At 63.1% G+C, this 13,133-nt stretch carries 10 protein-coding genes; 3 read left to right on the forward strand and 7 right to left on the reverse strand.

The window, feature by feature from the left end:
* A partial coding sequence (locus SAB01S_RS18650) for a hypothetical protein (protein ID WP_169802560.1) occupies window positions 1-674 on the forward strand: 674 nt, incomplete at its 5' end.
* A gap of 220 nt (window positions 675-894) precedes the next feature.
* Here SAB01S_RS18650 and SAB01S_RS09845 read toward each other — a convergent pair.
* Window positions 895-2,034 carry an acyl-CoA dehydrogenase family protein gene (locus SAB01S_RS09845; protein WP_017181774.1) on the reverse strand — a complete coding sequence of 380 codons (1,140 nt, stop codon included), beginning with the start codon at window positions 2,032-2,034 and terminating at the stop codon, window positions 895-897.
* Window positions 2,035-2,237: 203 nt separating this feature from the next.
* Between SAB01S_RS09845 and SAB01S_RS09850 the strand changes: the two genes are divergently transcribed.
* Window positions 2,238-3,470, forward strand: coding sequence for a LysR family transcriptional regulator (locus tag SAB01S_RS09850; protein WP_062732877.1), 1,233 nt, complete (start codon window positions 2,238-2,240; stop codon window positions 3,468-3,470).
* A gap of 2 nt (window positions 3,471-3,472) precedes the next feature.
* Here SAB01S_RS09850 and SAB01S_RS09855 read toward each other — a convergent pair whose 3' ends face one another.
* The 6 genes from SAB01S_RS09855 to SAB01S_RS09880 all read right to left on the reverse strand — a co-directional run bounded on the left by SAB01S_RS09855 (window position 3,473) and on the right by SAB01S_RS09880 (window position 10,627).
* Window positions 3,473-3,691 (reverse strand): hypothetical protein, encoded by a 219-nt coding sequence (locus SAB01S_RS09855; RefSeq protein ID WP_062732878.1) that lies wholly within the window; start codon window positions 3,689-3,691, stop codon window positions 3,473-3,475.
* A gap of 10 nt (window positions 3,692-3,701) precedes the next feature.
* Window positions 3,702-5,189: an aldehyde dehydrogenase family protein gene (locus SAB01S_RS09860; protein ID WP_062732879.1), complete on the reverse strand. Its 1,488-nt coding sequence runs from the start codon at window positions 5,187-5,189 to the stop codon at window positions 3,702-3,704.
* Window positions 5,190-5,200: 11 nt separating this feature from the next.
* On the reverse strand, window positions 5,201-6,829 hold the full coding sequence (locus SAB01S_RS09865) for a GMC family oxidoreductase (protein WP_062732880.1): 1,629 nt from the start codon (window positions 6,827-6,829) through the stop codon (window positions 5,201-5,203).
* Complete coding sequence (locus SAB01S_RS09870) at window positions 6,826-8,124, reverse strand: MFS transporter (RefSeq protein WP_245646453.1); 1,299 nt, start codon at window positions 8,122-8,124, stop codon at window positions 6,826-6,828. Before SAB01S_RS09870 ends, SAB01S_RS09865 begins: the two co-directional genes overlap by 4 nt.
* Window positions 8,125-8,257: 133 nt before the next feature.
* On the reverse strand, window positions 8,258-9,190 hold the full coding sequence (locus SAB01S_RS09875; RefSeq protein ID WP_062732881.1) for a PDR/VanB family oxidoreductase: 933 nt from the start codon (window positions 9,188-9,190) through the stop codon (window positions 8,258-8,260).
* Window positions 9,191-9,337: 147 nt separating this feature from the next.
* Window positions 9,338-10,627, reverse strand: a complete 1,290-nt coding sequence (locus tag SAB01S_RS09880) for a Rieske 2Fe-2S domain-containing protein (RefSeq protein ID WP_245646454.1) — start codon at window positions 10,625-10,627, stop codon at window positions 9,338-9,340.
* Between the two features lie 244 nt (window positions 10,628-10,871).
* Here SAB01S_RS09880 and SAB01S_RS09885 point away from each other — a divergent pair, with 244 nt between their 5' ends.
* The gene (locus SAB01S_RS09885; RefSeq protein WP_062732883.1) at window positions 10,872-13,124 is read left to right on the forward strand and encodes a TonB-dependent receptor; all 2,253 of its coding nucleotides are present in this window, start codon (window positions 10,872-10,874) and stop codon (window positions 13,122-13,124) included.
* Window positions 13,125-13,133 lie beyond the last annotated feature (9 nt).

Here is a 13,133-nt window from a genome sequence, read left to right on the forward strand (position 1 = left end):
CTGATCAGCATCCAACGATCCTCGCTGGAGGAGCCGAGGTCGTTCTTGGTTCCGAGGCCGCATGCGCTGAGTTTCGCAAGGCTGCGTGCGCGGCGGAGAACCCAATGGCTGGTGAGTCCACCGAGTTCGACCAGTTTAGAAGCGCCGTCATTGCGCCTGGAGACGGTCGGCGAGTAGAGGTGGCCCTAGAGTGCCTGTTGAACTCATATGCAACCTCACCGTTGAAGTTTCGCTTCCTCGAACTCTACCGCGTCATGGAGGCTCTCTTTCTTGCGGATGTGAAGAACAGGCTCATCACAGCGTTCGACGCTGAGCCTGCCACCTCGCTAGCAGAGGCGACGGAAGCCCTTAAGTCAGAGTTGCGGCAGATCACGGCACTTGCTGAGCCGTACCAGGATCTGTTCGAGGAATGCTGGAACAAGCTGGAAGCGCTCAAGAACACGAACCAGTTCGCAGCTGCCCTCTTTCGGCGCGTTGCGGAAAAGAAAGTCAATGCCCAAGGAAAGTGGAAAACCGGTGCCGCGCTCGTCTACCAGACCCGTTGCGCCGTGGTCCACGCCGGTGAAAAGGACATGATATTCGAGAAATTCTCGGATGGGGACGCCGCGATCATGGCCATCCTCCCGCCTATCGAGCGTGCGGCACTTCGGATGCTCGGAATCACCCTGGGCTGAGAACGGGCACTTACGGGTGCCTTAAACCCAGCAGCAGCGCTCCTGTGAACGGCGCTGTAGTTGATCGTTGGTCGAGCTGACCACCGATAGCTGCCGTTTCATCTGCCCTCTAACGAGCGGCAGCTTTCGGGATTAGCGCAAGTCGAGCTGAACGGCCGCGTTTGGCGCATACCAGCCATTAGGCGGGAGACGCCCTACAGCCCTCCCGCCCACACCCTCTTTACCGCAACAACTCCCGCGCAATCGTATTGCGTTGAATCTCCGACGACCCCTCGTAGATCCGCGTAATCCGAATGTCGCGGTACAGGCGCTCGATCGCAAAGCCCCGGCAATAGCCTGATCCACCGAAAATCTGGACTGCTGTGTCGACCGTGCGGCTGCCGGCTTCGGTGGCGAACAATTTGGCCATGGACGCCAGCTCACGTTTTTTCTCACCCTGGTCGTAGCGCCAGCAGGCGTCGAGCAGGATCAGGCGTGCAGCGCGCATGTCCGTCGCCATGGTGGCGATATAGTGGCGGATCGCCTGAAAATCGGAGATGACGCCGCCAAAGGCGGGGCGCTGTTTCGATTCCTCGATCGCCAGTTCCAGCGCATATTCGCCCATGCCGACGGCGGTCGCGCCGACATTCATGCGGCCCTCGTTCAGGCCTTCGAGCGCATAGTGGAAGCCGCGCCCTTCTTCGCCGAGCAGGGCGTCGGCGGGCAATTGGCATTCGTCGAAGGTCAGTTCATAGACGCCCGGCGTTGCGGTGCCCATCAGTTCGATCGTGCCAGTGACGGCAAAGCCGGGCGTGTCGGCGGGCATTAGGAAGGCGGAAATGCCGCCGCGTGGCCCGGCGGCCTTGTCGGTATAGGCATAGACGATCACATATTTGGCGTTCTTGCCGTTGGAAATATAGGTTTTGGAGCCGTTGATGACCCAGCCGTCGGCATTGCGGGTGGCGGTGGTGCGCATCGAGCCCGGATCGGAGCCGCTATTGGGTTCGGTGAGGGCAAAGGCGATCGGGATTTCGCCTGACACCATGCCGGGGATCAACTGCTGCTTTTGCGCTTCCGAAGCATGATAGACGATGTTGCGCGCGCCCGGACCCATGAGCGGGCGCAATTCGGTCCAGAATTGGGGGGGAAGGCGGGCGAGTTCTATCTGCACTGCCGCCTGCGCGAGTGCGCCGAGGCCCAGGCCGCCATATTCTTCCGGCAGCGACAGGCCGAAATAGCCATTATCGACCAGCGTTTGCCGCACGATCGGCGGCACTTTGCCGGTGGCCTGAAATTCCGTTTCATAAGGCAGCAGGTCGCGCACGATGGCGCGGGTGACGTCGCAAAATTCCTTGATGTCGTCGGGCAGTTCAAAGTCCATGGGTGCCTCCTTTTTATCCGAATCCGTCGGGCGGCAGTGCGCGCCTCTCGCTAATGGTCCTACCATTACGGTAATGGTCAGTCCATTAGAATTTCGACTGATTTGGGCAAGGGGCCGCTGTCCTTTGGGGTAGTTGTCCGGTAAGGCTGCGGTCGCCCGATGACGACACAGCGCGCGGGCGCAGGGTAACAAGAGTAAGCGGCATGGCGACCGATCCGTTCGACCTCAATCTGCGCCACCTGCGCGCGCTGCTGGCGATCCGCGAACATGGCAGCATCACCGCCGCCGCCGATGTGGTCAGCCTGTCGCAACCGGCGCTGACGCAGGGGCTGGCCAAGCTGGAGCGGCAGTTCGGCTACACCTTTTTTGAGCGTCGGTCGGGCGGGATGGTGCCAACGCCCATGGGCGAGATCGTGATCGAGCGGGCGCGCGCGGCGCTCGATCATCTGTCGCAGGCGGCCAAGGGCTTGTCGGGCGTGTTCCATTATCCCGAGCGGCTAATGACGATGACGCAGTTGCGCGCCTTTCTGGCGTTGGCGGAGGCAGGGAGTTTCGCGGCGGCGGCGCATGGTAGCACTCTGTCGCAGACGGCGGTGCATCGCGCGGTCGGCGACCTGGAGCAGATGATCGGCGGGAAGCTGGTCGAACGGCGGGGGCGGGCGGTGTGGCTCAATCCGGCGGGGAAAAGGCTGGCGCGCGGGACAAGGCTGGCGGTGGCGGAGATCGTCGCGGCGCTGGCGGACATCGGGCGCGATAGCGGGAGCGGGAGCGAGCTGATCGCGTTCGGGGCGCTTCCATTGGCGCGGCCTTATCTGGTCCCCGCCGCCATGGCGCGGATGGCGCGGAGCGATCCGCGCGCGGCGTTCAAGGTGCTGGAGGGAAGCTGGCGCGAGCTGGTGGAGCCGCTGCGCGACGGAGTGATCGACATGGTGGTCGGCGCGTTGCGGCCGTTCGAGATTGCTGATCTTTATCAGTTGCCCTTGTCGGAGGATCGACTGGTGATTGCGGCGGGGAGCCAGCATCCGCTGGCCAAGGTGGACAAGCCGACGATGGAGCAACTGGCCAGCTATCCCTGGATCGTCGCGCCTGCCAATTCGCCGTTGCGCGAACAGTGGGAAAAGCTGTTCGGGGAAAGCAAGGTGCCAGCGACGCCGGTCGAGTGCGGGTCGGTGATGATCATCGGGCGGTTGCTGACGGAGGGGGATTTCCTGACGCTGCTGTCGCCCGATCAGGTGGCGCTCCAGATCCGCAGCGGGCTGCTGACGCAGGTCGGGCCGCCGCTGGAAGGCAGCAAGCGCGTGGTGGGGATCACGACGCGGCGCAGTTGGCGCCCCACAGCGACCCAGCGCCGCTTTCTCGACATGCTGAGCGAGGCGGCCAAGGGCGAGCGCGTGGCAGGCGCGCCGCCGGACTTGCGGGAATCGGGCTGGGTGTGAGGCTATCGCGGGTTGTTGGCCTCAAGCGCGGCGATGCGGCCCTTCAGACGATCAGCGAGCGAAGGGCGGATCGGCTGTCCGGCGAGCAATTTGCGCCATGTATTGTAACTGATGCCGAAGCGGGCGTTAAGCGCTTCGTCGGTGCGGCCAGTCACCAGCCTTTGCATCTGGAGGATCATCTCCTCCTCCAGATGCACGCCATTGCTGTTGTCCTGTTGCACGATGCGCGCCTCAGTCCAGGTTGATCCAGACCGCCTTCGTTTCCAGATAATCCTCGATATGGTGCGCGCCGGACTCGCGGCCGAAGCCGCTCATGCGATAGCCGCCGAAGGGGACGGCGGGGTCGAGCATCTGGTAGCAATTGACCCAGACGGACCCGGCGCGGATGCCGCGCGCCATGCGGTGCGCGGTGGCCAGGTCGCGGGTCCATACGCCGCCTCCCAGGCCAAATTCGGTGGCGTTGGCGCGGGTTAGAACCTCCTCTACGTGCTCGAATGTGAAGGCGGAGAGCACCGGGCCGAAAATCTCTTCCCGCGCGATCGTCATGTCGTCGGCGACATGGGTGAAGATGGTGGGTTCGATGAAATAGCCTGCATCATAGCCCGCGCCGCTCATGCGATTGCCGCCGGTCAGCGGGTGGGCGCCTTGCGTGTTGGCGCTGGCGATGAAGCCGAGGATCTTGTCCATTTGGGGCAGGGAAATGACAGGCCCAATCTGGGTGGTCGGGTCCAGGGGGTCGCCGACCTTGATCGTCTTCGTGAAGGCGGCCAGGCGCTCCATGAATTCGTCGTGGATTGTGCTTTGCACGAACAGGCGCGTGCCCGCGCTGCAAATCTGCCCGGCATTGGCGAACACGGCCATGGCGGCCGCAGGGACGGCCTTGTCGAGATCAGCGTCCGCAAAGACGATGTTGGGCGACTTGCCGCCCAGTTCCACCGTTACGCGCTTCATCGTTCCGGCGGCGGCGTGCAGGATTTTTTCACCGACGCCGGTGGAGCCAGTGAAGGCGATCTTGTCGACGTCCGGGTGGCTGGAGAGCGCCGCGCCTGCATCGCCAAGGCCCGTGACGATGTTGATGACTCCGTCCGGTACGCCCGCTTCCAGGCATAGTTCGCCAAAGCGCAGCGCGGAAAGGGGCGTCTGTTCAGCGGGCTTCATGACGAGGGTGCAGCCGGTAGCGAGTACCGGCCCCGCCTTCCACACCGACATGCCGATCGGGCCATTCCATGGGTTGATTGCTGCGACCACGCCGATCGGTTCCTTGAGCGTATGGGAGAGGACGTCGCCCATCGCGCTATTGTCGATCGTGTCGCCCGCGATCAGCGTTGCCTGCCCCGCATAATAGCGCAGCAATGCGCCTGCGCGGGTTTTGCCCATGATCGTGCGGCTATAGGGTGCGCCAAGGTCCAGCGTGTCGAGCATCGCCAGTTCCTCGAAATCCTGCTCCACCAGATCGGCGAGGCGCAGCATGATGCGCTGGCGCTCCACCGGCTTCATGCGCCGCCATGGCCCCTCGAACGCGGCGCGGGCCGATTTGACCGCGCGGTCGACATCCTCCGCCCCGCCCTGCGCAACGGTAGCCAACAGATCGCCGGTGGCGGGGTTGCGGGTCTCGAAACGCTGCCCCGACAAAGCGGGGACGCGCTGGCCGCCGATCAGCATGTCCTGATGCGGGGTGTCGAGCAAGGCGGGGCGCGGGGGGATGATGAGTTGGGTCATGGGAGCTTCTTTCAGGCGGCGATGTTGGATGTGACGGCGTCTTGCAGGATGAACTGTGCCGCGCGCTGGGCGATCATCATGGTGGGGGCGGAGGTGTTGCCGCTGATGATGTCGGGCATGACCGATGCATCGACGACGCGCAGGCCGGATACGCCGCGCACGCGCAGGCGATTGTCCACGACGGCCATCGGGTCGCTGTCCGGCCCCATCTTGCAGGTGCCGGTCGGATGATAGGCAGTGTTGACGATCTTGCGCAGGGCGGCGCCGATCTCGGCGTCGCTTTGATGCTGCGCGCCCGGTTCGATTTCTGCGCCGGTCATGGCGGCGAGCGCGGGCTGGGCGAAGATATGGCGGCAGGCGCGAAACCCGGCGATCAGCGTCTGCATGTCATAGGGATCGGCAAAGAAATTGGGATCAATGACCGGCTTGTCCTCCGGCCGGTTGCTGGCCAAGCGGACCGACCCGCTGCTTTTGGGACGCAGCAACTGAATGAGCCCCATATAGCCGTGGCGGCGGGGGACCGAACGGGCGTCGAGCTTCAGCCCGGCGAGGAAGGTGATCTGGATGTCCGGGCGGCCCGTTCCGTCGGTGCAAAGGAAACCGCCGGCCTCCGCGACATTGGACGCCAGCATCCCTTCGCGTTTCAGCAGATATTTGAACGGGCTGGCCAGGATGCGGGGCAGAACCTTGGCCGATACGGCATAGGATTCCGCCGACGGGTTCTCCATCGCGACATGGACGGTGGGATGGTCCTGCAAATGCGCGCCGACGCCGGGCAGATGGTGGACCAAGTCGATGCCCTTCTCGCGCAGATGATCCTGCGGCCCGATGCCTGACAGCATCAGCAGTTGCGGCGAATTGGTCGCACCCGCGCACAGGATGATTTCCCGCCGGGCGGCGATGGTGCTGCGCGCGCCGCCCGTCTCGATCTCCAGCCCTACCGCGCGACCCCGGTCGAACAGGATGCGGCGGACCATGGTGTCCGCCATGACAGTCAGGTTGGCGCGATCCAGCACGGGGTGGAGGAAGGCGCGGGCGCTCGACAGGCGGGTGCCGTTGCGTTGGTTGAGGTCGTAACGGCCAAAGCCGTCCTGCCGATCGCTGGCGAAATCATCATTGCGGCGATGCCCGGCTTGTTCTGCCGCGTCGACGATGGCGGCGCTGACGGGGTTCCAGCTTTTGGGCTTCTGCACGTCCAGTTCGCCGCCCTTGCCGTGCCAGGGCGTATCGGGACCGGCGTAATTTTCGACCGCCTTGAACGCGGGCAGGACATCGTCATAGGCCCAGCCATCATTGCCCGCATCGGCCCAGGCGTCATAGTCCGCCCGTTGCCCGCGAATGTAGACGCCACCGTTGATGGCGCTGCATCCCCCGAACAGCTTGCCGCGCGGAAAGTTGATCGTACGGTCGTTGACGGCGGCGTTGCCGGTCAGCGCCTGTTTCCAGTTATATTTTGCGTGCGGCAGCAGGAAGATATTGCCGACCGGCATCGCGGTCTTGAGGTTCACCGGCCATTGTTTGTCGGATGGCCCGGCTTCGATCAGAGTGACGCGGTTGGCCGGGTCGGCGGACAGGCGATTGGCCATCAGGCTGCCCGCCGAGCCGGAGCCGATCACGATATAGTCGAAGCTGTCGCTCATATCTGTGCATCCTTGCGGCCGATGGCGGGCACATGGCCCCGCACGGCGATGAAGCCCAAGGCGTTGACCAGCATCAGGGCGGCGAGCGCGCCGAAGAAGCCGAGATTGCCCCAGTCGATGAGGAGCGCGCCCGCCACCGCGCTGACGATCGCGCCGACCCGGCCCGCCGCGCCCATCAGGCCCAGGCCACGGGCGCGCAGGCCGGTGGGGAAAGCGTGTGCGCCCACCGCGAACATGGCCGACTGGGCTGCACTGGCGAACAGGCCGAGCGCACCGAGGCAGGCAAGGACAGCCCCTTCGTTCCGCGCGCCGCTGATGGGGAGCAGGGCGAGGGTGGCGCAGACGGCCGCCCCGACGATCGCCATCAGGATCAGCACCGGGCGCGATCCGAAGCGGATGATGGCCAGCGACGCGATCATCGCGCCGGTGGTGCCACCAATGTTAAAGCTGGTCAGGCCAAGGCTGGCGGTCTGGAGGCCGAAGCCCGCGCTGGTGAGCATGGTCGGCGCCCAGTTGAACATGAGATAGATCATGAACATGCCGGAGAACATCGCCACCGACAGCGCCAGCGTGTCGCGCAACAGCGCCTTGCCGAACAGGTTGCGCATCGGTTCGTAGCGGGGCGCTTCCCCGGCGGCGAGGGGGCTGTGGGCGACAAAGGTGGGATCAGGGTGGCCGATGCGGCGCAAGATGCGGTCGAGTTCAACGGCGCGATCCGGCCGGTCCGCCAGATAGCGGGGGGATTCGGGCAGGATGAACCAGAGCCATGCGACGAAGATCATCGTCACGCTGCCGCCGATATAGAAGAGCCATCGCCAACCAAGGCCCGGCAGGATAAGCGCGGCCGCGACCCCGCCCAATATCCCGCCGATCGACACGCACACCACGCCGAAGGTGACGGCGACGCTGCGCCAGCGGACGGGGGTGAATTCGGCGATCATGGCGCTAGCGGTGCCGGGGACGCCGCCAAGGCCCACGCCCGCCAGCGTCTTGAGCGCAGCAACCTGCCACAATGCCGTGGAAAAGCCGGTAAGCAAGGTCGCAATGCCGAAGATGGCGACGCCGATGATGAGCGCGCCGCGCCGTCCGAAACGGTCGCCGACCCAGCCCGACGTCAGCGTGCCGATGGCCATGCCGACAAAGCCCAGCGCGAACACGGACCCCAACGCCGTGCGGTCGATGCCCCATTCCTGGAGCAAGGAGGGCGCGGCTAGGCCAAGCATCTGATTGTCGAGGCCGTCGAGAATGACGGTCGCGGCGATCATCAGCACGGACCAGATCTGGTAGGACGACATGGGTATGTCATCCAGCATCCCCTTACTGCTGCCTTTCATTGGGACGACCGCCAACACCTTCTCCTTATCCTGGGCCATGTGTGGCCGCTCTATTCATTTATCGACAGGCAATTGAAAAACCGGAATAACGCAATCAGATGTCGAGGACGAGGTTGGCACTTTTTGACCCCGAACAGCAGACCATGATCGACCTGTTGGCGGCTTTGTCGTCATCCGACAGGAAATGGTCGCGATGGTCGGGAATGCCGTCCAGCACCTTGACCTCGCAGGTGCCGCAAATTCCTTCCGAACAAGCAAAGCCGACATTGACACCGGCGCTGAGCAGCGCGTCGAGCATCGTTTCGCCTTCTTCCACCGCGATGGTCTTGCCGCTTTTGGCCAGTTCCAGCGTGTAGCCGCCCTCGGTCGCTATTTCGGTTTCGGCCGAGAAATATTCGATATGGGCGTGGCCCTTGGGCCGGTTGCAATTGATCGCCACGAAAGCATCGAGCATCCCGCCCGGACCGCAGCAATAGAGATGCGCGTCGGCAGGCGCAGCCGCGCAGATGGCCTTGAGGTCCAGGCGGCGGCCGCCGGGAATGCCGTCATAGGCGATTTCCACCTGGTCATAATCAGACAGGCGATCGACATAGGCGGCGCGCTCAGGCGAGGCGGCGACATAATGGAGTTCCCAGCTACGCCCAAGTTTTTCGAGACGCGCGATCATGGGCAACATCGGCGTAATGCCGATCCCGCCACCGATCATCACGGTGTGGCTGGCATCCTCCACCATCGGAAAATTGTTTTTCGGTTCCGAGATGTCGAGGATCTGGCCGACCTGCCATTTTTCATGGATGTGGCGCGATCCGCCGCGACCGTCGATCGCATGATGGACGGCGATTTCATAATAGCCGCGAATGGCGGGATCGTTGACCAACGAATAGCTGCGCGCCAAGCCGGGGGAAAGCTGCACGTCGATATGTGCGCCGGGATCGAAGGGCGGCATCAGCCCGCCATCGACCGGTTCGAGGATGTAGCTGTTGATGCCTTCGGCTTCCCAGCGGATATTCTTCAATCGTGCGCGCATCACCCTCTCCGTCCGGTGCGATGCGTCTTTTGGCAGGGCCGGGGCGCCATGGATCGGCGAACCGGACAATCCGCAATGCGTGTCGTCACCTCTGTCATCCTTGTCTGAGGCACCGGGGCATGGATCGCCCCGGCCCTTATATATGTGTCACTCAGCCGCTTCGACCTTGTCGGGCCAGCGTACCGCCTTGGCTAGTGCCGATTCATAGGCGTTGGCGAGCGTGTCGCTGGGGTCGTGAAGGAAGGAGCCTGCGCGCGCGCGATAGAAGATGCTGGGGTCTTCGATGCCCGGCGGCAGCGTGCCCTTATTGGCGAGCGCACGGGCGGCCAGCAGCACGCGGCGGCGCACGCGGGCGATCATCTGGTCAGTCGGCGCCAGATTTTCAAAGCTGTGGTCGGTGATCGGTCCCATGCTTTCGGTCACCGCCTGATCCTGCATCGTGATGTTGGGGATGCCGGTGAACTGGGTGCCGTTGCGCTGGGATTCACGGTCGATCGCCCAGTCATTCTTCTCGCTATCGGGCGAGCGCCAGCGGCCAAACCAGTCGGTGGTCGTCGGCGCATATTCCAGCGGCGCGAACAAGGGCGTGCCGTCCTTGAGCGTCGAGGTATAGGCCGGGTTGCCCGCGTCCACGCCGCAGGTGATGTCGAACAGCATCGAATGTTCGTCGTCCATCGGCACCCAGGCGCGGGCAATGGCGCGGGTGGCGAAGCGATTGTTGGGTGTCTGCGTCCAGAAGGGGAACATATAGTGGGCGACGCGCCAGCTCATCTGGCCATCATCATTCGGGCGATAGCCTCCATACATGACGCCCCAGTCGGCCTGCGCCACTTCATAGTCGGGCGCGCGGTTGAGGACGGTGGGACGCATCGGATGATCCTCATCCAGATCGTCCGCCTCGATCGATCCGACATGCAGGAAGCCGACATGGCTGGTGTCGATGTCGCCCTCCAGCGCCTGAAGCCAGTTGCAGTCGCGCTGCAGGCACCAGATTTCCGCGTCCGGGTGCATCGTTGCTTCGATTTCCGGCAAGGGCGGCGGCGCGGACTGGTTTTCGCCCATATAAACCCAGATCAGGCCATTGGCCTCGTGCGTCTTATACGCTTTGGCATGGACCTTGTCCTTGAAGTCCATGCGGGCGGGGACGGACGGCATGTCGACGCACTTGCCGTCGACGTCGAACTTCCAGCCATGATAGACGCAGCGTATGCCGTTTTCTTCGTTGCGGCCGATGAACAGTGACGCGCAGCGATGTGGGCAGCGATGGTCCATGATGCCTACGCGGCCTGAGCTGTCGCGAAAGGCGATCAGCTTTTCGCACAGGATCATCAGGCGGACCGGATCGCCGTCAGCGGTAACTTCGGACGAAAGGCAGGCGGGCAGCCAATATTGGCGCATCATCGTGCCCATGACCGTGCCCGGTCCTACCCTGGTCATGTCTGCGCTATCTGTGGACTGCATGAGTTTTTCAGCCTCTTCCTTGCTTCTCGTTATCGGCGCGGCGTGAATCGAAGCCAGCGCCATTCCCTGATCCCTGACTAGAGCCACTGCACGCCCCGCCCCAATCGGAATGTGGTCGGACCATTCAATAACCGGGACGATGCTATTGCGCCTCTTTTGTTTTTGCTGCTTCACGGTTGGCAGACGGCATCAAGCCGTGTTGTCAAGGGAGAGTCCGGGAATGCCTTTCAGCTTCAAAACATCCTGCGCCATGGGCGCGATCATCGCCGCGATGACGAGCGTTTCGGCCTTTGCGCAGGCCGATCAGCCAGTGCCGCAGGACGCCGCGCCCCAGCAGGCGATCTTCCCCGAAGACATCGTCGTCACTGCCGAGCGGCGCGAATCGACGGTGCGCGAAGTGCCTTTTTCCATTGCGGCGTTCGGCGGCGAATTGCTGCGCGAAGCGCAGGTCTACAGCCCCGCCGCGCTGACGCAGCAGATGCCGGGCATCACCATCAACACCGCCGACAAGTCGCTGTCGATCGTCGCGATCCGTGGCAATGTGTCGACATTCCGTACCGCCACGCTGGACACGCCGGTCGCCTTCTTCATGGACGACGTCTATTATGTGTTCAACAATGACCTGAACGCCAATTTCTACGACACCGACCGCGTCGAAGTGTTGCGCGGCCCGCAGGGGACATTGTTCGGGCGCAACGTGGTAGGCGGCGCGATTGCCGTCATCACCAATAATCCCAAATTTGAGGACGACTATTTCGCGCAGGTCACTGGCGGCAATGGCGGCTTCGTGCGGACCGAAGGGATGCTGAACGGCGCGCTGGTCGAGGACAAGATCGCCGCTCGCTTCGCGTTCAGCACCGAACATAGCGATGGCCTGATCGACACGCCCAACCAGTCGGGACGTTACGGCAAATATGACAGCTATTCGGCGCGCGGCAAGCTGCTGTTCCAGCCGACCGATACGCTGCAGGTCGTCCTGTCGGGCGACTATAGCTATACCAAAGGCAATGGCGGCGCGATCCAGCTCGGCATTGGCGGCAATCAGGTCATCCCCGATACGTTCGGCGCCTATACCGACGACGAATGGACCAATAACGACTTCGTATCATCACCCTATCGCCAGCGGCTGCGCGGCGGCTATCTGCGCGGCGACCTTGACCTGCTCGGCGGCACGCTGACGTCGATCACCGGCTATCGCATGAACGACAGCCGCGCGATCAATGACGACGTGCCGGTGGGGACGGTCGTGCCGGTGTTCGACCGCCGCCAAGTGGTCAAGAACCGCAGCTTCACGCAGGAAGTGCGCTTCGCATCGGCACCGGGCCGCTTCTCCTATGTCGTGGGTGCCTATTTCCTGTCGGCGGATGTTTCGACGACCAACATCTTCTTCTACAGCCCGCTGCCCGGATCGGCCGTGCCCGGCAGCATCCGCCGCAATCCTGACGTCACCAACATCACGCGCGTCCAGGACGGCAATGTCCGCAGCCTGGCCGTGTTCGGCGAGGCGACGTTCGAAATCACTGACAATCTGGCCGTGGTCGCGGGCGGTCGTTATACGTCGGATCGCAAGAAGGTCGATTATCGTGCCTTTTCGACGACGGATGCAGGGACCATTCCCGGTTTCGGTTTCCCCGGCGAAGTGCGCGCATCGGGCGGCCGCACCTGGGATGCCTTCACGCCGCGCTTCACGATCAAGTTCGAGCCGACCGAACAGATCAACATGTATGCGACCTATGCCAAGGGATTCAAATCGGGCGGCTTCGTCGACAATGCCTATCGCGACCCGACCATCCCGCTGGCGCCGGAAAATGCCGAAAATTATGAAATCGGCGCAAAGTCCCGCCTGTTCGACAACAGACTGGATCTGAACGTCGCGCTGTTCCACCAGACGACCAAGAATCTCCAGAATTTCTCCGGCGCGGGCGGTATTGCCCATACCTATAATGGCACGCTCAAGATGAAGGGCATGGAGGTCGAATCCGTCATTCGACCGGTCGAGGATCTACGCCTGACCGCCAATTATACGCATCTGGTCGGCACCTATACCGATCTGCGCGATCCGCTGGTGAACCTCGATTATTCGGGCAATCCCGCCAAGTTCGCACCGCGCGACAGCTTCACCGTTGGCGCGGCCTATACCGGGCGGCTGGGCAATGGCGCGACGCTGACGCCGCAGGCGGATTTCAACTTCTCCACCCGCATTTCGACCGACGACGCCAATACGCTGCGGCTTTATGACAATCTGCATCGCGATACGCGCGGCCGGACACTCAATGCCCGTCTGAATTATGAAACAGCCGATGGCCGGTTCCAGATCGGCCTGTGGGGCAAGAACCTAACCAACAATTATCAGATCGTGAATGCGGACGACATCACCGCCTTCCTGGCCGTGCCCGGCAATGGCACGACTTATTGGAAGATCTTTACCAATACGCCGCGGACCTATGGCCTGACGCTGTCGATCCGCCGCTGACGAACGGCA

Origin of the sequence: Sphingobium abikonense NBRC 16140 (assembly GCF_001598335.1) — a bacterium.
Classification (GTDB): domain Bacteria; phylum Pseudomonadota; class Alphaproteobacteria; order Sphingomonadales; family Sphingomonadaceae; genus Sphingobium; species Sphingobium abikonense.

Excerpts from the sequence above, each read along its gene's own strand:
- SAB01S_RS09885 (WP_062732883.1), top strand. The coding sequence starts at position 10,872 with ATGCCTTTCAGCTTCAAAACATCCTGCGCCATGGGCGCGATCATCGCC.
- SAB01S_RS09880 (WP_245646454.1), bottom strand. The coding sequence starts at position 10,627 with ATGACCAGGGTAGGACCGGGCACGGTCATGGGCACGATGATGCGCCAA.
- SAB01S_RS09850 (WP_062732877.1), top strand. The coding sequence starts at position 2,238 with ATGGCGACCGATCCGTTCGACCTCAATCTGCGCCACCTGCGCGCGCTG.
- SAB01S_RS09865 (WP_062732880.1), bottom strand. The coding sequence starts at position 6,829 with ATGAGCGACAGCTTCGACTATATCGTGATCGGCTCCGGCTCGGCGGGC.
- SAB01S_RS09875 (WP_062732881.1), bottom strand. The coding sequence starts at position 9,190 with ATGCGCGCACGATTGAAGAATATCCGCTGGGAAGCCGAAGGCATCAAC.
- SAB01S_RS09845 (WP_017181774.1), bottom strand. The coding sequence starts at position 2,034 with ATGGACTTTGAACTGCCCGACGACATCAAGGAATTTTGCGACGTCACC.
- SAB01S_RS09860 (WP_062732879.1), bottom strand. The coding sequence starts at position 5,189 with ATGACCCAACTCATCATCCCCCCGCGCCCCGCCTTGCTCGACACCCCG.
- SAB01S_RS09870 (WP_245646453.1), bottom strand. The coding sequence starts at position 8,124 with ATGTCGTCCTACCAGATCTGGTCCGTGCTGATGATCGCCGCGACCGTC.